Below are 24,924 nucleotides of genomic sequence, written 5' to 3'. Positions count from 1 at the left end.
ACATTTATGCAATTCTCTGCACCGAACATGATGTATTTGTAATTAAAAATGATATTTAATAATTTAATTACTTTCAATTTAGATTATTTTATTAAAAGTTTAAGAATTAATTTATTTTGGTTAAAAATCTTTGACTATTTTACCAAAGAATTTAAACAGTAAATATTAGTATTTGTTTACGAAGGGTTGGATTATATCATCAATATATTATATATCAATGGATTAAATATAAGAAATTTTTTTTAAATCAGGTTCTCGGCACTTCGCATTGTTCTTTTCAGATATAAAACGCAACACCTTTAGACAATCAATTGCTAATGAACAATTGCTTATCCCAACCACCCTTCTCTATCCAAACTTCGGTATTGAATAGCTTCAGAAATGTGAGCTGTAGAAATTTCTGCAACGCCTTCCAAATCAGCAATTGTTCTCGAAACTTTTAAAATTCGGTCATAAGCCCTGGCAGATAAACTTAGCCTTTCCATCGCGTTTTTAAGCAATTCGCTGCATTCCGGTATCAATTTGCAATATTTTCTGATTTGCTTCACATTCATTTGCGCATTGTGATGCACATTTCCATATTCAGTAAAACGATTGGTTTGTATTTCCCTTGCTTTGGTGACACGTTTTCTAATTTCGGTACTTGGCTCACTCAATTGTTCTTCTGAAAGTTTTTCAAAAGGAACGGGATTCACTTCAATATGAATATCGATTCTGTCCAATAATGGTCCGGAAATTTTGCTTAAATAACGTTGCATTTCAAAAGGGGAGGAGGTTTTAGGCGAATCGGGATCATTAAAATAACCGCTTGGAGATGGATTCATACTTGCCACCAACATAAAACTGCTGGGATAAGTCACCGAAAATTTAGCTCGTGAAATGGTTATTTCCCTGTCTTCCAAAGGTTGGCGCATCACTTCTAAAACGGTGCGTTTAAATTCGGGCAATTCATCTAAAAACAAGACACCATTGTGCGCCATGGAGATTTCTCCCGGTTGTGGGTATTGGCCGCCGCCAACCAAAGCGATGTCAGAAATCGTATGATGAGGCGAACGAAACGGGCGTTGGTACATTAAGCCGCTTTCTTTTATTTTCCCGACAACAGAGTGTATTTTTGTGGTTTCCAGGGCTTCTTGCATTGTCATTGGCGGCAATATGGAAGCCAGTCTTTTGCTTAACATGGTTTTTCCGCTTCCTGGAGGGCCGATAAGAATAATGTTGTGTCCGCCTGCCGCGGCTATTTCCATGGAACGTTTTACGGATTCCTGCCCTTTTACATCGGCAAAATCAAATTCAGGGTTGTCCAAACTTTTGTTAAATTCAAATTCAACATCTATAATGGTTTGTTCAAGTTCAGTTTTTCCATCAAAAAAATCAATAACTTCTAAAATATTTTCAACGCCATAAACTTTTAAATCACTGACTATTGCAGCTTCTTTAGCATTCTGTTTAGGCAAAATAAAACCTTTAAAATTTTCTTCAAGTGCTTTAATGGCAATAGGCAAGGCACCTTTAATGGGTTGCAGGCTTCCGTCCAACGAAAGTTCCCCCATAATAATATAATCTCCAATTTTTTCTGTATTTATTTGGTCAGAAGCCGCGAGTATTCCAATGGCTAAAGTAAGGTCGTAGGCGGAGCCTTCTTTACGCAAATCAGCCGGTGCCATGTTTATGGTGATTTTTTTGCCTGGAAATTTGTAATTGTTGTTTTTTAAGGCTGCGGATATCCTAAAACTGCTTTCTTTAATGGCATTGTCTGGCAAGCCAACCAAATGATATCCAATACCCTTGTCAATATTTACCTCAACGGTAATATTGGTGGCTTCAACGCCAAACACGGCGCTGCCATAAACTTTTTCTAGCATATTTTTTAATTTTTCATAAAAATAGATAAAAAATCGATGCAATAAATTAATGAAGTTTCTTTTGTTTAAAATGGACATAATAGGATTAATATTAATAGATAATGTAAAGAATAAAGACAATCATAAGAAGATTCTAAAAATAAAGTTTAAAAAAATTTGGAAAATTAAAATAAATAATTACATTTACTGACTGAGTGATTAGTCAATAATAAAATGAATACAGGAAACTTAAAAAAAAACAAGAAAAACGCCAAGCAACAAATTTTAAATGTTGCCTTAGAAATGTTTGCATCGCAAGGGTATCATAAAACATCAACAGGCGCAATTTGCAAAGAAGCAGGAATATCAACAGGGTTGTTATTTTATCATTTCTCTTCAAAAGAGATTTTGCTGAACGCTATTGTAAAAATGATACTTTCAAAAATTGATAGGACTTTGGATTATCCAGAAGATGACGATCCTAAAAAAGTGTTGTCAACCATAATTGATGTATTCTTTAATTCTTTACAAAATGACAGGAAATATTGGGATTTGTACATGTCTTTATTGTACCAACCTGATACTAAAAATCAAATTGGAAAAGGGGTTTTGGAACATTCAATTAAATATCGGCGAACTATTTTTCATTTGATGGAATCTTTGGGATCGGCCAATCCAAAAGGAGATTCATTTGAGTTTGAAGTATTTCGTGTAGGTGTTTTTGCTTCGTATTTAGCCAATCATAGCGAAGAATTGTTAAAAAAAGCTAAAGAAAAAATGAGATTAAAGTATTTAGAATGAATTATTAATTAACCAAATTATTATTATGAATCAAAAAATTTTAACTTTCCTGTTTGTTTTTTTTATTTCAGGAGTGATTTTCGCCCAAGGCGGAATTAAAGGAACCGTTGTGGATGAATCTGGAGAGGCTATTTCACAAGCCGAAGTTTTTATTAAAATTACAAATCAAGGGACAATCACCAACAACAAAGGTGAATTTGAACTTAACAATGTTAAAAATGGAACTTACTCTGTATCTGTTATTTTCATAGGTTATGTAACGGTTGAAAAAAGTGTAACTATAAGTGATAGTACTATAAATCTAGGGTTAATTACCTTAAACAGTAGTTACCAAGTATTTGAAGAGGTTGTTGTTTCGGGATCTCGAAAACTGGAAAAAATAACCGAGGCACCAGTTACTATTAACGTAATTAGCGCAAGACAATTGGATAATTTTGTAGGTGATCCAAGTGAGTTAATTGCACAACAAAAAGGAATTGATTTTATTAAAACGGGAGCATTTGTGAGCGGATTTAATATACGAGGATTTAACTCGGCATTTAATCCTAAAATGTTACAGTTAGATGATAACCGTTTTTCAACACTTATCGCAACAGGTTTGCCATTTGGGCCATTAACTTCTGTCATAAAAGAAGATATTGAAAGAGTAGAGATTGTTTTAGGACCTTCATCTGCATTATATGGGCCAAATGCCCATAATGGATTAGTGAATACAATTACAAAATCACCTTGGAAATATGAAGGAACAGAAATTGCTTTAGGCGGTGGTTCTTATGATGCTTTGAGTGCTCGTTTAAGACATGCCAAAAAATTAAGTGAAAAATGGGCTTATAAAGTAACTGCCGGATATGCTGAAGGAACTGATGTAAACTGGACAGACTCAGTATACGTGGGTGGAATAGCGAAACCTGAACTGGAACTTGACCGGAAATCGAAATTTTTTAAATCTGAAACATCAGTTTTTTACAAACCAACAACAGACAGTGAAATAAAAGCTATTTATGGAACAAGTAAAAGTAGCTATTTGGCTGTTACAAATGTAGGAAGAAATCAAATTAAAGATTGGGGAATTCAATTTTTACAAGGAACATATACTTCAAAACATTTTTTTGCAAACCTTTATAAAACTTGGAGTTCAACAGATGATACTTATGCAATTACAACGAGAACTGAAAATTACTGGGGCTTAATTGCTGCTGGAGAAACTCATGAGGATGCTTTAGTTAATTCCTATGGTGGTAACAATCCACCCATTTTTGTTGATAAATCAGATCGTTTAAATGCTGAAATTCAATACAATAACAGTATTGGTGGTGTAGATTATATAATAGGAGCACAATATCAAAAAGATAAAGCAGATAGTAGAGATACATATTTGATAGATGCTACTGGTCCAATTGAGATAGAACAAAAAGGATTTTATGGACAATTAGAATATAAATTTGGTGAATCTGGTGTAAAGTTAATTGCAGCAGCTCGTGGAGATGATCATGATTTATATGGATTTAATTTTATACCAAAAGCTGGAATTACTTATACTATGGATAAAGGAACTTGGAGGTTTACTTACGGAAAAGGAATCGCCTCACCAACAATTTTAAATCTAAGCGGTGATTTGTTTGGAGGAATTATTTTAGGTAATGGAGTCGGATTTACATTGTCAGATGGTTCGGAAGTTGCTCCAGTTGAAGTTGAGACAATTCAAACTTTAGAATTAGGTTACAAGGGTTATTTATCAGAAGGTAAATTATTTTTGGATGCAAACGCATACTATAATATGTCTGAAAATTTCTTAAGCCCGCTTACTAATATTGTACCAACGGGATTATCTGGAGGGCCTGTTGTAACCCACCGTGGAGATCAACCTATTGATGAATTAACGGTTGGTTTGGCACCAGGGTTTTATGATGCTGGGGGATATGTTTTAACCTACTTAAACTTTGGAAAAGTTGATACTTATGGATTTGATCTTGGGTTAACCTATTACTTTAATGAGTATTACAACATGACGCTTAATTATTCATTTTTTGACTATAATATGGATAAAAACGATATGGCTAATGATGGGGATAAAAATGGCGTTGTTAACGTGTTGGATTTACCTATAAATACTCCAAAGAATAAAATTAGTTCTGCTTTTAACTTTTCCCGTGATAAATTTTATGGGTCGATACTATCTCGCTATATTCAAAAATATGATTTCTTTTCAGGAAGAAACGTTGCAGCTAAAACCAATGCCGATTTAATAATTGGAGGAGACCCCGTTGTTGAAGGTCAACGCGTGGGGAAAAAATTTAATTACGGTCAATTAGGAGGTTTCTTCTTAAGTGTAAATTTAGGTTATAAAATTAGCGACCATTTTTCTTTAGGTGCTTATGTAAATAATATTTTAGATACCAATAATTATGAGTTCGTGGCTTCTCCACCAAGTGAAAGAACATATGGTGTCGAATTAAAAATAAAATTATAATATTCCATTTATGTTTGTTAATTAAGAACATCGGTCTTTTTTTCCGATGTTCTTTTCTAAAACTTCACAATAACTTTATGACGCATCGCTTCTTAAAAGCCAATGGTATTGTACTTCATTATTTGGAGAAAAACAGCAAACTTAAGCCAACGTTAATTTTGTTACACGGCTTAAGTGCAAATGCCAATTCGTTTGAAAGTTATTTGGAGCTATTGAATAATTACAGAGTAATTTCAGTTGATTTGCGAGGAAGGGGTTTAAGTGAAAAGCCTAACAATGGTTATTCTATGTCAGAGCATTCAAAAGATATTATTGAATTAATGAATGCTTTAAAAATTGAGGAAGCAATATTAGCAGGTCACTCTTTTGGTGGATTGCTGAGTATTAATTTGGCAGTGCATTTTCCTGAGCGAATATCAAAAATAATTTTAATTGATGTAGCCGCAAAAATGCATCCAGAAGTTAGAGAACTGGTAACGCCATCCGTTATGAGTCGACTAAAAAAAACATGGAATACGTATGATGAATACATTTTAAATATGAAAAAAGCACCTTTTTTACAAGGGAAATGGTTACCAGAAATGGAATCCTTTTATAAAGCTGATTGCAAAGAAACTGAAAATGGCATTGAGTCAAGATCAAATTTCAAGCATATTCAACAAGCAGTTGAGGCTGTTTTAAATCCTGATATTCATTGGGACGAACTAATCACTCAAATAAAACAGCCTTCAATTGTTCTAAATGGAACAGACCCTTTTGTAAATAATCAGGTGTTGGTATCAAAACAACAGGCGATGGAAACAGTTAATATGATGCAAAATTGCACTTATGTTGCAGTGGCAGGAAATCACGTAACCATGCTATTTGGTGAAGGAGCGAAACAAACTGTTTCGGCAATTACAAAATTTATAAATTAAAAAAAATGACTTTAGCTTGGATACTTTTTACAATTTATCTAGTGGGAACTTCCTATTTAGGTTGGATAGGTTATAAAAAAACAGATGGTTTTAGCAGTTTTGCCATAGGGAAAGGAGATATGTCTCCAATTGTTGTGGGAATTACCTTAGCAGCAAGCACTGCTTCAGCAGCAACCTTTATTATAAATCCCGGGTTTATTTATGTTGATGGATTATCGGCCTGGATAAATATGTTTTTAGGTACCTACTCTGGATTTATGATTATGCTTATTATTTTATCATTTAAGTTTAGGTCTATTGGCGAAAAAATGAAAGCATTAACAATTCCAGATTGGATTGGTAAACGATATCAATCCAAAGGTTTTTCCTTGTATTTCGCCTTTATTAATTTATTGTCTTTTGCTTTTGTGGTATTGTTGGTTGGCGGAATTTCTATAGTTATGCAAAAACTGCTTGGCGTAAATAATATAACGGCATTATTAATAACGTTAATATTTGTTACAGGTTATGTTTTTTTGGGCGGAACTTATGCCCACGTGTATACCAATATGTTTCAGGGTATTTTAATGATTATAGCCTCTTGCGCAATCTTATGGACAGGAATTGAGCTGATGATGGAAACCCATAATCCCGGATTTTGGGAGCAAATTTCACAGGAAGATGTAAACTTGCTAAAACTTATAAACCCTGAAGGAAAATTGTTTAACGACTTTTTCTCAACCTATATTGCAGGATTTTTTATTGGTGCCGCTTTGGTTTGCCAGCCCCATATTTTAACAAAAGCATTGTATGTAAAAACAAATAAAGATGTACGAAATTATATTATTGTAGTTGGTATTGTGCTTTTGATATTTTTATTGTTGGTTTCTGCTGGTTTCTTCGCGCATGTTGCTGTTGACCCAGCGCAGTTAATAGATTCTTCAACAGGAGAGTTTAGGCAAGATTTGGTAATGACAGTTTATTTAATGAATGTTTTTCCCGATTGGAGCTTTACATTGGTAAGTATCGTAATGTTAGCTGCCGCAATGTCAACTTTAGATGGTTTGCTGGTGAGTATTTCCACAATTACGGCCAATGATTTAGTTATTAATTTAATTGATAAAATCAGTAAAAAGAAAATGCCGGAAGAACAAAAAATGAAACTGGCATTTAGGGCAAGTCATGTGGTACTTGTTGTAATTGCAGTTTTAGTTTTTGCCGTTAACATAAATCCACCGAAATTATTAGGCATTTATGGCCAGGTTGGTGTTTACGGATTGGTTTTGGCAACTTTAGCACCTTTATTGGTTGGCATTTTGCTAAAAAATCCCCACTTAAAACTGGTGTGGACGGCCTCAATTCTTGCTGTAACTACCCACTTTATTTTATACTTTTTCGGAAACGAATTATTTCCGGACTTTGGGTTTACTTATGCAAATCCTTCTGTAACAGCTACATTATCAATAATTATAGTTATTTTTCCTACCTTAGTTATTGCCTGGGTACTCAACAAAAAAATATTAAAAAATGAATAAAAATGTTCACATTATTGGTGCTTATAATACAAAATTTGGTAATCTTAAAGAAGAAACCATTTATAGCTTGTATGAAGAAGCTGCCAAAGGCGCCATTAAAGATGCCGGTATTGATATCACGGAAATTGATGCTGTATTTGTCGGGAATTATAGTGGTGGAAGCTTTAACAATCAGGAACATATTGCGCCTTACGGGGTAAATATTTTGCCAGAACTTCGCTTTAAACCAATGTACAGAGCTGAAAATGCTTGTGCTTCTGGCACTTCAGCAATTCATTTGGCTGAAATGGCTATTAAATCGGGTAAAGCAAAAAAAGTTTTGGTGGTTGGTGTAGAAAAGATGAACTCTTTGGATACTAAAAACACTTCACTTGCGCTTGCCAAAGCTTCATACTGGGAAAAAGAAGGTGCTTTGGGTTATACGTTTCCTGGTTTATTTGCCGAATATGGAAAAGGATGGATGAGCCATTATGGCTATTCGTTGGAACAATTGCAAGAATATTTAGCGGAAATAGCGTCAAAAGCTTATCATTTTGGAAGTCAGAATCCTTTAGCTCATATGCAAAAACCGCGCAGTAAAGAGGAACTTTTAAATTTACCGGAAGAAAAAAATCCAATGATTGCTTATCCATTGCGTTTGCATGATTGTTCGTTGATTTCTGACGGAGCAGCAGCCGTAATTTTATCGGCCGAAAAAACGGATAATTCAGTAGAAATAGTTGCGACAAGTGCAGCAAGTGATTATTTAAATATAGTGGACAGCAAAAGAAACAATTATTTTCTTGATGGTGCTTCCGAAGCAACAAAAAGAGCCTTCCAACAGGCTAAAATGACTATTGATGACATTCAAATTGCTGAGGTTCACGATTGTTTTACCATTACGGAATTGTTAATTTATAGCGCTATCGGATTGACAAAAAAAGGGAATGAATTTGATGCCTTGTTAAATAAAGATGTTTATTTAGGCGGAAGATGTGTGGTAAACCCATCGGGCGGATTAAAATCAAAAGGACATCCAGTTGGCGCAACGGGCGTTTCTATGCACGCGTTGTTGTACAAACAACTCACAAACAATGCCATTGGCGTGCAGGTAAATAATGCCAATGCAGCTTTGGTGTTAAATATTGGCGGCTCAGGAGCAACAAATATGGTTTCAATTTTAAAACGCAGTTAATAAAACTACAAAACACAAATATGAGAAATGCGAAAATAATAGGTTCGGGAATGTATGTGCCGAAAAAGGTAATTTCCAACAGTTATTTCAATGAAATTTTGCAGGAAGACGTAGACACTTGGTTGCGAGAGAATGTACAAATTTATGAAAGACGTTGGTGTGCAGATGATGAATCTACGGCCGATTTATGTGTAAATGCAGCCAAAGAAATATTGAAAAATGCCAATGTAAAAGTTGAAGATTTAGATTTAATAATTATATCGACGGATACGCCTGAATATATTTCACCTTCAACAGCTTCCGTGGTGCAAGACCGATTGGGAGCGGTAAATGCCGGAACTTTTGATTTAAATTCAGCTTGTTCTGGGTTTGTGACTGCATTGGATGTGGCTGCCAAATATATTCAGGCCGATAAAAATTACAAATATATTTTAGTGTTAGGAGCTTATGCAATGTCGAAACACTTGAATAAAAACGATAAAAAAACGGTTACCTTGTTTGCTGATGGTGCTTCAGGCGTCATTTTAAAATCAGATGAAAGCGGTGCCGGAATGTTGGCGTCACAATTAAAAACGAAAGGAGAATACAGCAGTTGGATGGGCATTTATGGAGGGGGAACTTTCAGTCCAACAACAGAAGCAAGCCTAAAAAATGGCAATCATCAATTAAAATTCGTTAAGAAATTTCCGAAGGAACTGAATTCTGTCATTTGGAGTAATATGATTATAGATTTGTGCAAGCGCCTAGATTTAACGCCACACGATATTGACCATTATTTTATTACGCAAATAAATATAAACAGCATCAAAGAAACTTTGGATATTTTAGGCGTTGGAATGGATAAAACAACCACCATTATGCACAATTACGGCTATACGGGATCGGCTTGTATTCCAATGGCTTACCATGAAGCCATTCAAAAAAATAAAATTAAAGAAGGGGATACGGTATTATTCATAGGTTCTGGGGGCGGATTGGCTTTTGCGGGTACAATATTTAAATTATAAATTAATAATGGAAGTTTGGCAACAGGATTGGATGGCAAAGTGGGCGGTTTATTCTCCTCACAAAATTGCTTTAAAGGAATATGAGACCGGAAATACACTAAGTTATGCACAGTTGAATTCATTAGGCAATAAATTGGCCTTTTACTTAACTGAACATTTAAATTTAGCAAAAGGTGACCGTATTGCTTTTGTTTCCGAAAATTGTTTGGAATATCTTTTGTTTTTTGTGGCTGCACAAAAAACGGGTATTATTTTAGTTCCTTTAAATTATCGTTTAACCACAAGCGAATTAAATCATTTAATAGAAATTTCAGATCCGAAATTTCTTATACACGATAATGTTTACAAGGAAAAGGTTTCTCAAACGTTGTTTTCGAAAAATAAATTGGGTGAAGTTTTTGAGATTAGCTATTTTTCTGAAACCCTTAAAAAGCTTGAGAATGAAAAATACAAATCGGATTTTCCCATAAATATTGTTGATGAAAACCATCCAATTTTTATTTTATTTACATCAGGAACAACTGGGATTCCAAAAGGAGCCATGTACACCCATAAAATGTTGTTTTGGAACAGCATAAATACAGCAATTAGTTTGGTCATAAATACCGACACAAAAACCATTAATTGTATGCCGCCTTTTCACACTGGAGGCTGGAATGTGTTGGTAACACCAGTACTTCATCACGGTGGAAGTTTGGTTATTATAAAATCATTTTGCGCTAAAACAATTTTAAATTTAATTGAAGAAGAGCATTTTACTTTGTTTATGGGGGTTCCAACGATGTTAAAAATGATGTCGGAAGAAGCTTCATTTAAATCAACCGATTTTTCAAGTTTAATGTATTTTATTGTTGGAGGTGAAGCAATGCCAATTCCGTTAATTGAAGCTTGGAAAAATCAAGGTGTTTTAATTCGTCAAGGTTATGGTTTAACGGAAGTTGGGCCTAATTTAACTTCCTTGCATCAAGATGATGCCATTCGGAAAAAAGGATCTATTGGCCGACCAAATTTTTACGTACAAACAAAAATTGTGGATGAAAATGGAACTGAAGTCGGAAAAAATCAAAAAGGAGAATTGTTGTTAAAAGGGCCAATGGTTTCACCAGGATATTGGCAAAATAAAAAGGCAACTGATGAATCTTTGATAAACGGATGGTTTTATACCGGTGATGTAGTTATCTGCGATGAAGAAGATTATTTGTTTGTGGTAGACCGAATAAAAAACATGTATATATCAGGTGCCGAAAATGTTTATCCGGCAGAAATTGAACGCGTACTTCAGAACCATTCTGGTGTTTTGGAGGTTGCTGTGATTAGCGTGCCGCACGAAAAATGGGGTGAAGTAGGAAAAGCATTTATTGTGACATCGGAAAAATCGCTTACCGAAAAAGAAATATTGGACTTTTGTCAGGCGAAATTGGCAAAATTTAAAATCCCGAAATATATTGAATTTCTTAAGGAGATTCCAAAAAATGATACAGGAAAAATAGATAGAAAATTATTAAAAAATAAATGATGAATATAAAAAACAAAGTTGCAGTAATTACAGGAGGCGCCAGTGGAATTGGAGCGGGCGTAGCCGTAGAGCTAGCTAAATTAGGCGTTAAAATTGTTCTTGGAGACATGAATGAAGAGGGCTTAAATGCCAAAGTTGAGGAAATTAGAAAAAATGGAGGAGAGGCAATTGCCGTGAAAACAAACGTTAGTCAAGAAGCTGATGTCATTAAATTAATGGATGCCGCGATAGAAACCTATGGCGCCATAAATATTGTAGTGCCTTCCGCAGGAATATTTAGGGATGCATTTATGGTAAGCCCAGATCGAGAAACTGGAAAAGTATTTAAAACAATGAGTACTTCTCAATTTATGGATGTGATTAATGTAAATTTATTGGGAACTTTTTTGACCATCCGAGAAGCCTCCGTCAGAATGATTGATAACAAATGCGAAGGCGTCCTTTTTACCATTTCTTCCATTAATAAAGAAGGACAATTAGGACAGTTAAATTATAGTTCAACAAAGGCTTCCGTGGCATTGTGGCCAAAAATATTGTCCGGCGAGTTCCATGCCAAAAAGATAAAAGGGATTCGTGTGGTTGGGATCGCTCCAGGTTATGTGGAAACACCGCTTTTATTAGGAATGAAGCCCGAAGTGCTGGAAAGTATTGTTAAAGACGTAACCATTGGCAGGTTGGTTAAAATTGATGAAATAGTAAACGCTTTAATTTTCGCAATTCAAAATGAAGCAGTTACCGGCACAACGCTTGAAATTACTGGAGGTGTCATTTCAAAAGGGTTGGTAAAATAAAAAATTTCTTTCTGTAAATTGAAATACAATGATTGAAAAATTTCAAAACATCATCGGGTTAATTTTGTTGTTGACTAGTTTTCAGCTCATTTCCCAAAATAATTTGGTTGAAATCACCGACTTTGGTGCCAACAAAGGAAATTTGGAAATGTATGTTTATAAGCCGATTAATAACGATATGGAAGTGCCTCTAGTGATAGTTTTGCATGGTTGCGTTCAAACAGCAAATGAAATTGCCGACCAGAGTGGATGGAGCACTTTAGCTGCTTCAAATAATTTTATGGTAATTTATCCACAGCAAAAAGTGGAGAATAATTTAAACAAATGTTTTAATTGGTATGAAAATACGGATATTTCAAAGAAAGACGGTGAATCTGAAACTATAAAAGAAATGATACAATATGCTATTCAGAATTTTGATATTGATACTTCAAAAATTTTCATTACTGGCATTTCGGCAGGCGGTGCAATGACCAATATACTCTTGGCAAATTATCCTGATTTGTTTAAGTCAGGCTCCGTTTTAGCTGGAATTCCATTTCAGGCGGCTAATGATTTAGCAACTGCGTACGCTGCGATGCAAGGAAATGTTGAAAAAACAAACGAGGAATGGGTGGCTGCCATAAGTGAGAATAATCCGAACTATGATGGAAAATACCCAGAAGTCGTTATATTTCATGGCATCGATGATCCGTTTGTGAATATCAAGAATGCCGAAATAATTGAAATGCAGTGGAAAGGAATTCATAAAATAGTTACCAAACCAATAATAGTTTCAGAATTTAATGGAAATAGAGATATTACCAAAACTACCTACTTCAAAAATAATTGTCCGATTATTGTAAAATACGAAATTAATAATTTAGGTCACGCAATGGCAGTTGATCCTGGCACAGAAAAACAGCAAGGTGGAAATGTAGCCAGATTTGCACTGGATAAAAATTTTCATTCCACATATTGGACAGCCAAATTTTTCGGATTGATAAATGATTAACCTTTGTTTTTTTAATCTTTATTTTAAAACTTTATAAAAAGTTTTTTTGTTGACTCTCGTTCAACCAGTTTTGTTTTAACTACTTCAGTTTTAATATCGTCAAATTCAATTTTTTCTTCTATTTTATCAATCAATCGTGTTGCTGCTATTTCACCCGTTGTATGTGCAAAGCGATTTACGCTAGTAAGTGGTGGTGTGCTGTAACGTGATAAAATACCATTTGTAAGTCCAACTATGGAGATATCTTCTGGAATTCTGAGGAATCTTTTATTTAAGACTTGTGTCGTAATTGCGCCAGAAGTTTCATCTCCCGTAAAGATTCCATCCACACGATATTTGTCTAACATTTCATTTATTTTCTCTTTGAGTCCCTCTTCACGGTCTTGTATGATAATTAAACTTTTGGCCGGGTTAATATCATGTTTTGTAAGCGCTTTTATATAGCCTTCAAGGCCAAATTTACCAATATTTTGGGTTTCTGAAGTTGAAATAAACGCAATATTTTTGCAAGAGGATTTCATTAAAAATCGGGTAGCTTTATAGGCACTCTTCACTAAATCTGTAACTACCTTATCACAATTTATTTCTTGATGAACACGGTCATACAATACAATTGGAGTGCCTTCTTCCAAAATATCATGAAAATGGTCAAAATTTCCAATTTTTAAAGTTTCTTCTGAAATACAGGCAATAAAACCGTCAATAGTTCCATTTGAAAGCATTTCCATGGTATCCACTTCTTTTTTGTAGGATTCATTTGTGATGCAAGTGATGATGTTGTATCCTTTTTCTGTTGCCACTTTTTCAATTCCTCTAAGTACTCTGGCAAAATAATAATTTAGAATATTTGGAATAATGATACCAATGGTTTTTGTTTTTTTATTTTGTAGGCTTAATGCCAAAGTATTGGGTTTGTATTTATGTAATTTGGCATATTCCTGAATTCTTTTTTTTGTATCATCGCTAATTTCATAACTGTCGTTTAACGCTTTTGAAACCGTTGAAATAGAAACCTGCAGTGCCAGTGCAATTTGTTTTATGGTGATTCTTTTACTCATTTTTTTGCTGAAATAATTAATTTTGTTGAAACCCTTTTAATTTCTTCTTCATTCATTTTCATTTTTCTGAATTCGCCTTTGTTATACATTTCAGCTTGGTCTTTATAATGCTTGCTGAATGGATTTCCCGATTGCCCTGTCGGTAAAATGCTGATGCTGTTTTCAATATCAGAAAAATCTATGATTCTTCTGGTTGATGGCCCTGCGTTTACTTTGTACAATCCAGAGTCGGTATAGTCGAAACCAAGATTGTTAATCACTTCTCTTGCGCCATTTATTGGAAACGGACCCACATTAAAATAGTTTTTTAAGGCGGCCACTTTGCCAAGGGGATGTTCGTGCTCTAAGGTATGAACTTTTCCCCAATTCCAATCCTTTTTATCGTTTCCAAGTTGATTTTCTAAAAAAGCAACGGCTTCAACCAAAGATTTTGACAGGATTTCTTTTCTGGTTTCTGTTTTGTTTTTTGTGGTTATGTCATCCCACCAAATAGAACTGTCCTTTTCAAGTTGCTCGGCAATCACTCTTTTTGATAAATGTGTAGCTAAGAACTGGGTGAACAATTTCGTTCCCATTTCATCTTCAAAAGTGTTTTTTAAATACAGGTAAATCCATTTGTTATAAATGGTTGGAGCCACTTGGTCAGGGGTATTTGAACCATCCCAAAGCTGAAGAATATCAATGGCTTTTTGTTCATTTTTGGAAAAAGAATTGTAATCCATAGTTTTAGCAAATTCTTTGACCAAACCTGGTGATACCGATGAAGTTACATCAGTAATCATAGCGGACATAGATTCTTTATTCCAGTTATTTTTTGGTTCCAGCAATTGCACAATCCGTTTGGCTCTGTCTTCGGATAAATAATAGCCGGGATACAAAATGTTTGCAATAGAATCGGGTTGGTTGTTGGCGGAATACACATAATTCCAAGTCGGGTTTTCGGCCATAGGGTTGCTGCTGAAATCTAAATATTCAATTGGATCATTTTCACCGGAAGCGCCGTTTAAAATAAAATTTCTATTTACGTTGGGATTCAATTTGTATAATTTTCCCGTTGCCCACCAAGCCACATTTCCTTTTGCGTCGCCATACATAATATTGAGTCCTGGCGCGTGAATCATAGAAGCTCCTTTTTTAACGTCTTTCATTTCGGCTGCTCTTGAAATGGTGTGAAGTGCAGCTAAAACTTCTACATCAAATTTGGTATAAATCCACGACATTGCAACTGGCTCGGTTTGTGTAATTGCATCAAGGGCATCATTCATAATGGATCCGTGACGTGAGGTTCTGACGGTAATGGTCACATCAGCCGTATCTTTTACTTTTATGGTTTTGGTTGCTGTTTTATAAGTTTCAAATCCGTTTGGAGTTTTGTATTTGGTGTTGTCTGTTGGGTCATTTTCTTCTTTGTAAAAATCGATATCGTCATTTTCGAACATGGTTAATCCGTAGGCATAATTCCTGTTATGTCCCAATAACGGGAACGGAACACCTGCCAAATGATATCCGTACAATTCGTAATTGGGAGTAATAATATGCGCTTCATACCAAACTGCTGGTTGAGAGAAGCCGATATGCGGATCATTTGCAAAAATTACTTTTCCTGTTGTTGTTTTTTTAGGGGAAACCACCCAACTGTTACTTCCGATAAATGGTTGAATTGGCGATTTTTCCATAACTTCATTTACGCTTGCAACCATTTCCGAAAAATCGGCAATACTTTCTTTGGAGTTTTTTATAAACGTAGTATTTGGACCGATTTCTATGTTGAGTTCCTTCAAATAATCATCACCCAATTTTTCTTTGAGTACGCTTAATAATGGATCGGTTTTTTGCGCCATCGCAAAACTAAAGGACATATATCCCAAAATATTGTAGATGTCGTTTAGTTGATATTTTTCTTTTTCAATTCCTATTAAAGTGAATTCAATAGGTGTGGGGCCATTTTCAATAAATTGATTAACACCGTTTAAATAGGCGACAGCCAATTTGAATACTTCCCCATTTTTATCTAATTTTTCCATGGATTTTCTGGAAGCTTCTTCAATGCCTAAACTCACAAAAAACTGATCGTTTTTGAGCATATCTTTTCCAAAAATTTCCGACAATCTTCCTGGAGCGATTCTTCTCATCAATTCCATTTGCCAAAGTCGATCCTGTGCGTGAACATAACCTAAAGCTGTTGTAGCATCATATTGGTTTTGGGCATAAATGTGGGGAATTCCATAGTCATCAAAATAAACAGTAGTTTCATTCTCCATGTTTGACAAAGTGATATTGCCGGAGTAATCAGGTTTTAGACTGTTAAAATACATATAGCCTCCAATCAAAATTAGAATGATTAGGATACTGATGATGAGTAATATTTTTTTCAGAACACGCATTGGTAAGAAAATAGTTATTGGTTTATCAAATATAATATTTTAAATCATATAAAATTTGAATACCCTATTTTCAATTTAATTGAAGCTTAAAAGGCAAGTGGTTAAAAATATGGGTTTCACAAACCTGTCAATGAAATTTCTTTTTAGATAAAACGATTAAAGATACCGTTCTTTAATGATTTTTAAGTGGTGCATTTGATGCCCTGGAATAATAAAACCCAATGCCCTTACTGTCATATCACTTCCGTTTGCATTCCCTGACAATTGAAGCATTTCATTAGTGAAACTTTTAAATAAAGAGATGCTCGCTCTGCGTGTGCAAGTAAATTCATCCAGTAAATCATTAAAATTTCTGTTGTTGCCGTTTGAATTGTCAACGTACCAATTTTCGTCAAAACCTTGCAATTCAGTAGCGTCATTTCTTGAGAAACGCAAAGCTCTGTAGCTCATAATACGCTCTGTGTCAATTAAATGTTGCAGGAGTTCTTTAATGGTCCATTTTCCTTCATCATACCGAAACACCAATTTTTCTTCCGGTAAATCTTTAATGGTTTCCAATAATTCTTCAAAAGAAGCATTTAAAATTTCAAATAAATCCACATCTCCCAATTCTAAAATGTAATGTTTGTAATGCGGATTGTATTCGTTTTCGTCTAATTGGGATAAGTTCATAATTAGGCTGAATTTCTGCTTGCGTTAATATTTCCGAATAAGGATCGTGTGACCATTTTTTCATAAATCTTGATCAATTCAACATCAGGGTTTTCCTCCTTTTGCAATTTCTGAATTTTAATCAATGCATATTGTTGAATTGTAATTAAAGGCAAAACAATATTTTCACGTATGTCAATTGATGCTTTCCCTACTTTATTATTTTGCATTAATTCGGTATAGTCTGTGAGTTTTAATATTAGACGTTTTGATGTTTGATATTCGTTGTAAATAATTTTCCAAAATCCACCAAATTCCTCATCTTTTTCCATGTATTTGGTTAATTCAAAGAATGATTTAGAAAGAGACATCATGCTGTTTCCAATTAATGCTTTGAAGAAATCAGATCCGTTATAGAATTGCTTTAATTTGTCAAACTCTCCGTTATCTTCGTATTTTTTTAGGGCTGTTCCAACGCCATAAAATCCGGGAACATTTTGTTTTAACTGACTCCAGGAACCTACAAAAGGAATGGCGCGTAAATCAGCAAAATTTAACTCAGCTGAATTTGAACGTTTTGAAGGACGGCTTCCAATATTGGCTTTTGAATAGTATTTTAAGGTGCTCATTCTTTCTAAATAAGGCATAAATTTAGGATGATTTTTAAAATCAACATAAGCCTGGTAGCTTGTTAATGCCAAATCATTCATAATCTCGGTATCATTCTTTGTCATGAGATGATTGGCATTGCTAAATAGTTCGTTTGAAATACCGGCACTTAATAATTGTTCAATATTATATTGAGCAGCATCTTGAGTTCCGAATTTTGAACTGATAGTTTGACCTTGAACCGTTAATTGTATTTCTTCATTTTCAATTGTTGGTCCTAACGAAGCATAAAATTGATGTGTTTTTCCACCGCCACGAGCAGGCGGTCCGCCTCGTCCATCAAAAAATATGACTTTTATGCCATGCTTCCTGGAAATGTTTGTCAGGTTTTCCTTAGCTTGAAAAATGGCCCAGTTAGCCATTAAATAACCTCCATCTTTCGTGCCGTCGGAGAAACCAAGCATAATAGTTTGTTTATTACCTCTGCTAACTAAATGATTCATATATACGTCGTTAGCGTATAATTTATCCATGACACTTTCACAATTGGTTAAATCGTTGATAGTTTCAAAAAGCGGAATAATGTCGACTGTTATGTTGTGTTTAAAACCACAGAGGTTGAACATGGCAAAAGTTTCCATAACATTTAAAGCTGTTTGATTGTTGCTGATAATGTATCGGTTTGCACCACGCTCACCATTATTTTTTTGAATGGTTTTTATAGCTTGTATCGAACCCAAAGTTTTTGAAACCATATCATTTTTAAAAATTGAAATATCTACGGAATCTTCAACTTTAGAAAGAATTGTTATTTGCTCATCTTCAGATAATTTTAAATAATTTTCAGGAAACGATTTATTACCGCCTTTTATTAATGTAGTGACAATTTTAGAAAAAACGTCGTGATGAACCCTGCTGTCTTGTCTAATATCTAACGTGGCAAAGTGATAGCCAAACAGGTTCACTTTATTTATAAAATCGTTTAGTTCCTCTAGGTAAAGTGATTGATGTTTTGTGATTAAAATAGCTTTGATTTGCGCTAATTTATCAAAGAATTCTTTTAACGAAATCATGGTGCCTAATTCAGGATTTACACTATTATCAAATAATAATTTTTCTAATTCTGAAATTAGTTGCTCAACACCGTTAAATGTTAAACGCTTCTTTAAAATTCTAATATCTATATAATAATTTTTTAAAATCATTTGCTTTAAACGTTTCGCAACATTTAAAGTAATTTCGGTTGTTACAAAAGGATTTCCATCTCTATCTCCTCCCGGCCAAAATCCAAGGTTAATAATATCATTATTAACTCGTTCACCGTCATAAATATTATTAATAATATAGTTGTAAGTATTTGAAACGGAATGATAAAAAACATTTTCTAAATACCAAATTAAACTAATTGCTTCATCAAAGGGTGATGGTTTTACGTGTTTAAAAAATGGTGTTTTTCCTAATTGAGCAAGTAATTTATTTATTAAAAGCAAGTCATTTCTTTCAATGGCACGAGCCAAATCTGTAATAATTCCTAAAACTGCTCCCGGATAAAATTGTGTTGGATGTGCTGTTAAAACAACCCTAACTTTAAAGTCTTCTAAATACTTTTTTAAAGCTTCTTTTTTGTTTTCTTGGGCCGCAGTTTCTTTACTGTTACGCATAGTTCCAACGCCATCCATATTATTTACAATGGGAAAAGCCGCGTCTTCAATTGCATCAAACAACACTACCTGACGTTCAATATATTGTATAAATTTAAATAGTAAATTTATTTTTTCTTTTTCTGTCGGATTTTGTTGGTAGGCTTTAAAAAAAGCGTCAACAATTTCAGTTGGATTTTTTTCGTTGGAAAACCCATTTTCACAAATCTCATGAAAAAGCGGTAGCAAAACACCCGTTTTAGAAATCGCATCAAATGGAAGCGTCATAAAAATACTGTTATAAATACGGTATTTTGCCAGTACGTTTTCGTTAAATCTCTCAAGTTTTGGTAGTTTGTGCATAGTTTAAAATTCAGAAGTTAAAATTACAAAAGCTAAATCAAATGCGTGTGTTTAAAATGCTAATTTAACGAAATCGATTTTTTTGTGCAGCAATATAAAGGGCAATCAAAAGTTTATTTTTAAAATTTTTGAAGTGGATTTTGTAACTTTAAATCGTTCGTCTAATCGTTTTCCAACCACCCAAACAATGTCATTTTTGGAGCACAACAGCCAAACATTTTCTTTATCGGTAAGCGATATTTTTTCATCTTTAAAAAACTTGCTTACTTTCTTTTTTCCATTTAAACCAATAGGGAAAAAGAAGTCGCCTTTTTGCCATTTTCTGAGGATTAAAGGGAATTCAAGTTTGTCGTAATCAATTGAAATGGAGGTGTTGTCATCAAAAACAAGTTCCTCCAAAACTTTATTCGGATGATTTTTCGTGTCGAAAGGGGTATCGACTGTTTCAAGTTTCAGGGCAATGGGAATGCTAATTTCAGAGGTGTCTTTCGGAATTTCAAAGTGTTCAATTTCTTCTTGTTGAAGTATTTCCGATAAAATCAATACGTCTCTGTCTTTTAACAAACGATGTGTTTTGCTAAAAACCTGCTTTCCGCTTTGGCAGTCTGTCAAATCGGCAACATCATTCCATGCTGTAAAGCCATATTCTTTTAAAAGTTCAAACAAATAGATTTTAGGATTGCTTAGTTTTTTTATTTCAGGAATGCTAAAATGCAATTCGTTTTTATGGAGTTGGATAATTTTTTCTTTAATATTTTGAATACGATCTTTTACTATTTGCTGAGTTTCTTTTAAGTTTTCGAGCGTGTTGTAAAAAGTATCCAGCAAATTCGGATTTAATTCTTTTAAAACAGGAACAACTTTATGCCGAATTTTATTTCTCACATATCTTATGGAAGAATTTGTACGATCTTCTCTCCATGGTATCTTTTTTTTGGCGGCGTACACTAAAATTTCGTTACGTGAAAACAGCAAAAACGGACGCACAATATTTCCTTGAATTTCGGGAATTCCCAATAAGCCGTCTAAACCGGTTCCGCGTGTTAAATTAATTAGGAAAGTCTCTAAAACATCATCTTTTTGATGCCCTGTTATAATGTAATCGATATTATTTTCTTTGGCAATTTTTTGAAACCAGTCATAACGCAGGTCACGAGCTGCCATTTGGGTTGAAATTCCTTTTTCTTCGGCATACGCTTCAGTGTCAAATTTAATGGAATAGGTATGGATTTGTAATTTTTCACCTAATTCTTTCACAAAGGCTTCATCTTCATTGCTTTCTTTACCACGCAATGAAAAATTACAGTGCGCCAAGGAAATCGTAAATTTTAACCTATGAAATAAATGCGTCAAAACAACACTGTCAATACCGCCAGAAATGGCGATAAGCAGATTTTTATCATGTAAAAATGAAAATTTATGATTGATATGTTCTTGAAGTTCAGCTTTCATAAGTTTGTAAATATAATTATTTAACATTGAACTCGTTTAAACTTTTTTCAATTGGCTGCAAAATGTTATTTTTCATTCACTTTTTGTCTTTTTGGAACTCCGTAGCGATGCTATACAGTTAAAAAAAGCCTTCAATTGAGCAAAAAATTCCTATTTTTCGCTTCAATCAAAAAAGTTTAAATCAGTTCATTTAATAAAACTTGTTTCATTGCTTTCGCTTTCAACAAACATTCTTCATATTCTTTTTCCGGAATTGATTGCGCCGTAATGGCGCCTCCAACCGAATAGGAAACGTATTTTTTTGCGGCACTGTATAAAATACTTCTTATAATAACATTAAAATCAAAATCGCCATCAGGTATAAAATAGCCAACCGCGCCCGAATATAACCCCCGTTTTGTTTCTTCTAATTTCTCAATGATTTTCATGGCCGAAATTTTTGGAGCTCCGGTCATGCTTCCCATTGGGAAGGTGTTTTTTAAAATATCAACAGGGTGGATGTCGTTTTTTACAGTACAGGAAACGGTAGAAATAAGCTGATGTACCTGCTCAAAAGTATAAACTTTGCAAAGCTCATCAACTTTTACGGAACCTTTTACGGCAAAACGGGAAAAATCATTTCGTACCAAATCCACAATCATAATATTTTCTGCACGTTCTTTCGGATTTTGTTCCAATGCCGCAATTAATTTTTCGTCTGCTTTTTTTGTTAAAGCTCTTTTTTCAGTGCCTTTAATGGGTTGGGAGATTAAGTGTTTGCCCTCTTTTTTTAAATAGCGTTCGGGGGAAGCAGAAAGTAAATAGTTATCGTTCAGTTTTAAAAATGTCGCAAAAGGCGCTTTGGAAATTTCATTTAAGTTCTGATAAACTTCCACCGGATTGATTGTAGAATTTTCACTGTAAAATTCCTGGCAAAAATTGGCTTCATAAATATCACCTCTGTGAATGTGATTTAAAAGGGTGGTTAATTTTTTATAATAATCATCTTTATGAATCCGAAGCTTTATTTGAATTTGGTTGTTGGTTGTAGGTTGTTGGGTTTTGGTTGAAGTAATTTCTTTAAAATCGGGTTCAATTTCATTTTCAAATGCTGAAATGTATTTTATTTCAACCGTGTTTCCTTTAATAAAAAATAATTTTTTAGGCTGAAAAAAGAAGAGGTCGGGAAAATGCAATCCGTCGAAATTAGAAGAAGTCAATGCTTCTACGTCATTTTTCAAATCGTAACTGAGATAGCCAAAAATATAATCGTTTACCTCAGATTGATATTTTTTTAATTGCTTGAAAGCATTTTCAGATGAAGTTTTAATTTTTGAAACAGCATCAACAGCCAAAATAGCTTCAAAATTTGAATATTTTTGGTCGTAATTATTGCTGTCCAGCCACACCGCTATTTCAAACTGTTGCGCCCACTGTAAAAGCCGCTTTTTGAATTCGGAAATATCTTTTACTTTAAATTTATAACTTGTTCGTTGCACTATTTTATATTTAAAAAGCTTGAAAGTTAAAAGTATATAAGTTAAATAGTTAGAGTATTATACTTTTATTGACAATCAAAAATCAAATAACAATTGTCTTTTCTCTCTTCTCTCTTTTCTTTCCGACATTTCAAATGCCAAAGCTCCATCTGGCCCATTCGCTAAAAATGTATACCATACATTTTCTTTACGCTCCGTCCTCCCTTTGGGGGTTAGGGGCCTAACTATGAATTGCCCTATCATTCACTGCCATACAGGCTTCTTTAAATGCTTCGGTATAGGTTGGATGTGCGTGTGATGATCGTGCAATATCTTCTGAAGATGCTCTAAATTCCATGGCAATAACCGCTTCTGCAATCATATCAGCTGCTCTTGCACCAATCATATGAACGCCTAAGATTTCATCCGTTTTGGCATCAGCCAATACTTTTATCATGCCGTCAGTGTCCATACTGGCTCTTGCTCTTCCCAAAGCACGCATGGCAAAAGTTCCCGATTTGTAGTTTACTCCGGCTTCTTTTAACTGCTCTTCCGTTTTGCCCACAGCGGCAACTTCAGGCCAGGTATAAACAACTCCCGGAATTAAATTGTAATCGATATGCGGTTTTTGGCCGGCAATCAATTCCGCAACCAACGTACCTTCTTCTTCAGCTTTGTGCGCCAGCATTGCGCCTGTTACCACATCGCCAATGGCATAAATGTTAGCAACATTGGTTTGCAATTGTTGGTTGGTTTCAATTTGACCTTTCTCGTTAACTTTTATGCCAACGGTTTCCAATCCCAATCCTTCCGTGTAAGGTTTTCTTCCAACAGAAATCAAAGTGTAATCTCCTTTATATTCAACCGCATTTCCTTTTTTGTCTTCGGCAGTCACCACAACTTCTTTTCCTTTGTTCACTGCTGAAGTCACTTTGTGGCCTGTATAAAATTTAAGTCCTTGTTTTTTAAGCGATTTTTGCAATTCCTTGGAAAGCATCAGGTCCATTCCCGGCGTAATGGTTGGCATATATTCAATGACGGAAACTTCGGAACCCAATCTGCTGTAAACAGAGCCCAATTCCAGGCCAATAACCCCGCCGCCAATAACGATTAAATGTTTTGGGATTTCAGTTAAACTCAACGCCTCGGTTGAAGTGATGATTCTTTTTTTGTCCATATTAATAAACGGCAACATCGCAGGTTTTGAACCCGTTGCAATAATGATGTTTGAAGCTTCAATTTTTTCTGAAGTTCCGTCAGCTTTTGATATTGTAATATGAGTGGCATCAGCAAAACTGCCAACACCTTGTAATACGGTAACTTTATTTTTATCCATTAAAAAATTAATGCCGCCTGATGTTTGAGCAACAACTTCACTTTTGCGGGCAATCATTTGTTTAAAATCAATTTTTAAACCCGAAACTTCAATTCCGTGTGTGGCAAAATGTTTTGTGGCATCATAATAATGGTGTGAAGAATCTAGCAATGCTTTTGACGGAATACAGCCTACATTTAAACAAGTGCCGCCTAAAGTGTTGTATTTTTCAATTAGGACAGTTTTTAATCCTAGTTGTGCACATCTGATGGCAGCAACATAGCCACCGGGTCCCGAGCCAATAATGGCAACATCGTATTTATTCATAAGTTTTTACTTCTTGTTGAGGTACAAAAATAGAATTTTTATTTGTCTATAGAGAATATGTCATACTTATTTTATGGGGGTACAATAAGTTGCATTTTGATATATCAATGCCTTTAATCATTGAGTAATGAATTATTAAATGATTAATAATAAGTATATTAAGTATTAATGTGGCAAATATCACATTAAAGCAATTACAGCTTAGGGGTTTTTATTTACCATTTGTTGATAAATATCACCCGTTTGTTAAGTTATTTAAAAATAACTATTTACATATATTGCTTATTAAAATTATCGCCGCCTTTAATATTTAGTAATTTATTGATAAATAACTAGCAATAAGGCAGTTAAGTGTTTGCGTGACAAGTATCACATTTAAGTAATTACAATTTATATGCTTTTTTATACCGTTTAATGATAAATATCACCCGTTTGTTAAGTTTCTAAAAAATAGACGTTTATGTATATTGCTTATTGAAAGTTCCTGATTACATTTGCTATGTAAAATGAAAGTTGTTCCCCACAAAATTCAAATTTTTTCGACCCCACATATAGTAATGCTAAGGAGTATTATCTATAAAAAGTACCCAAATATTGATTTGATTGCCTAACAGTATAAGTTTTTGTGACCCTGTTTTTT

General features: G+C 34.2%; 17 protein-coding genes. 9 read left to right on the top strand and 8 right to left on the bottom strand.

What is annotated here, in order from left to right:
* Nucleotides 1–329 precede the first annotated feature (329 nt).
* Complete coding sequence (locus ABY285_RS08765; RefSeq protein WP_372769132.1) at nucleotides 330–1,865, bottom strand: YifB family Mg chelatase-like AAA ATPase; 1,536 nt, start codon at nucleotides 1,863–1,865, stop codon at nucleotides 330–332.
* Between the two features lie 213 nt (nucleotides 1,866–2,078).
* Between ABY285_RS08765 and ABY285_RS08760 the strand changes: the two genes are divergently transcribed.
* The 9 genes from ABY285_RS08760 (at nucleotide 2,079) to ABY285_RS08720 (ending at nucleotide 13,028) form a co-directional block, all read left to right on the top strand.
* Nucleotides 2,079–2,645 (top strand): TetR/AcrR family transcriptional regulator, encoded by a 567-nt coding sequence (locus ABY285_RS08760; RefSeq protein ID WP_372769130.1) that lies wholly within the window; start codon nucleotides 2,079–2,081, stop codon nucleotides 2,643–2,645.
* Between the two features lie 25 nt (nucleotides 2,646–2,670).
* Nucleotides 2,671–5,115 (top strand): carboxypeptidase-like regulatory domain-containing protein, encoded by a 2,445-nt coding sequence (locus ABY285_RS08755; RefSeq protein WP_372769128.1) that lies wholly within the window; start codon nucleotides 2,671–2,673, stop codon nucleotides 5,113–5,115.
* 77 nt (nucleotides 5,116–5,192) lie between these two features.
* Nucleotides 5,193–6,032 carry an alpha/beta hydrolase gene (locus tag ABY285_RS08750; protein ID WP_372769126.1) on the top strand — a complete coding sequence of 280 codons (840 nt, stop codon included), beginning with the start codon at nucleotides 5,193–5,195 and terminating at the stop codon, nucleotides 6,030–6,032.
* A 5-nt stretch (nucleotides 6,033–6,037) separates the two neighbouring features.
* Nucleotides 6,038–7,546, top strand: a complete 1,509-nt coding sequence (locus tag ABY285_RS08745; protein ID WP_372769124.1) for a hypothetical protein — start codon at nucleotides 6,038–6,040, stop codon at nucleotides 7,544–7,546.
* On the top strand, nucleotides 7,539–8,720 hold the full coding sequence (locus tag ABY285_RS08740) for a beta-ketoacyl synthase N-terminal-like domain-containing protein (RefSeq protein WP_372769122.1): 1,182 nt from the start codon (nucleotides 7,539–7,541) through the stop codon (nucleotides 8,718–8,720). Before ABY285_RS08745 ends, ABY285_RS08740 begins: the two co-directional genes overlap by 8 nt.
* Nucleotides 8,721–8,740: 20 nt before the next feature.
* Nucleotides 8,741–9,727 carry a 3-oxoacyl-ACP synthase III family protein gene (locus ABY285_RS08735; protein ID WP_372769119.1) on the top strand — a complete coding sequence of 329 codons (987 nt, stop codon included), beginning with the start codon at nucleotides 8,741–8,743 and terminating at the stop codon, nucleotides 9,725–9,727.
* A gap of 7 nt (nucleotides 9,728–9,734) precedes the next feature.
* Nucleotides 9,735–11,243 carry an AMP-binding protein gene (locus tag ABY285_RS08730; RefSeq protein WP_372769117.1) on the top strand — a complete coding sequence of 503 codons (1,509 nt, stop codon included), beginning with the start codon at nucleotides 9,735–9,737 and terminating at the stop codon, nucleotides 11,241–11,243.
* A complete protein-coding gene (locus tag ABY285_RS08725) occupies nucleotides 11,240–12,034 on the top strand; it encodes an SDR family NAD(P)-dependent oxidoreductase (protein ID WP_372769115.1) in 795 nt (264 codons plus the stop codon). Before ABY285_RS08730 ends, ABY285_RS08725 begins: the two co-directional genes overlap by 4 nt.
* Before the next feature lie 28 nt (nucleotides 12,035–12,062).
* Complete coding sequence (locus tag ABY285_RS08720; RefSeq protein ID WP_372769113.1) at nucleotides 12,063–13,028, top strand: PHB depolymerase family esterase; 966 nt, start codon at nucleotides 12,063–12,065, stop codon at nucleotides 13,026–13,028.
* 23 nt (nucleotides 13,029–13,051) lie between these two features.
* On the opposite strand, the gene ABY285_RS08715 is transcribed toward ABY285_RS08720, so the two are convergent.
* The 7 genes from ABY285_RS08715 to lpdA form a co-directional block, all read right to left on the bottom strand.
* Nucleotides 13,052–14,086 (bottom strand): LacI family DNA-binding transcriptional regulator, encoded by a 1,035-nt coding sequence (locus ABY285_RS08715; protein WP_372769111.1) that lies wholly within the window; start codon nucleotides 14,084–14,086, stop codon nucleotides 13,052–13,054.
* Nucleotides 14,083–16,470, bottom strand: a complete 2,388-nt coding sequence (locus tag ABY285_RS08710; protein ID WP_372769109.1) for a penicillin acylase family protein — start codon at nucleotides 16,468–16,470, stop codon at nucleotides 14,083–14,085. Before ABY285_RS08710 ends, ABY285_RS08715 begins: the two co-directional genes overlap by 4 nt.
* A 156-nt stretch (nucleotides 16,471–16,626) precedes the next feature.
* The gene (locus ABY285_RS08705) at nucleotides 16,627–17,142 is read right to left on the bottom strand and encodes a DinB family protein (protein WP_372769107.1); all 516 of its coding nucleotides are present in this window, start codon (nucleotides 17,140–17,142) and stop codon (nucleotides 16,627–16,629) included.
* A gap of 2 nt (nucleotides 17,143–17,144) precedes the next feature.
* Nucleotides 17,145–19,733, bottom strand: a complete 2,589-nt coding sequence (locus tag ABY285_RS08700) for a phosphoenolpyruvate carboxylase (RefSeq protein ID WP_372769105.1) — start codon at nucleotides 19,731–19,733, stop codon at nucleotides 17,145–17,147.
* A 105-nt stretch (nucleotides 19,734–19,838) separates the two neighbouring features.
* A complete protein-coding gene (gene tilS / locus ABY285_RS08695; RefSeq protein ID WP_372769103.1) occupies nucleotides 19,839–21,185 on the bottom strand; it encodes a tRNA lysidine(34) synthetase TilS in 1,347 nt (448 codons plus the stop codon).
* Between the two features lie 176 nt (nucleotides 21,186–21,361).
* Entirely contained in the window at nucleotides 21,362–22,663 is a 1,302-nt protein-coding gene (gene pabB, locus ABY285_RS08690) for an aminodeoxychorismate synthase component I (protein ID WP_372769101.1), read from the bottom strand.
* A gap of 220 nt (nucleotides 22,664–22,883) precedes the next feature.
* Nucleotides 22,884–24,284, bottom strand: a complete 1,401-nt coding sequence (gene lpdA / locus ABY285_RS08685) for a dihydrolipoyl dehydrogenase (RefSeq protein WP_372769099.1) — start codon at nucleotides 24,282–24,284, stop codon at nucleotides 22,884–22,886.
* Between the last annotated feature and the right edge of the window lie 640 nt (nucleotides 24,285–24,924).

Origin of the sequence: Lutibacter sp., from assembly GCF_041555395.1 — a bacterium.
Classification (GTDB): domain Bacteria; phylum Bacteroidota; class Bacteroidia; order Flavobacteriales; family Flavobacteriaceae; genus Lutibacter.
The sequence above is the reverse complement of the archived record's forward strand: the minus strand, read 5'-3'. Positions and strand labels throughout refer to the sequence as shown.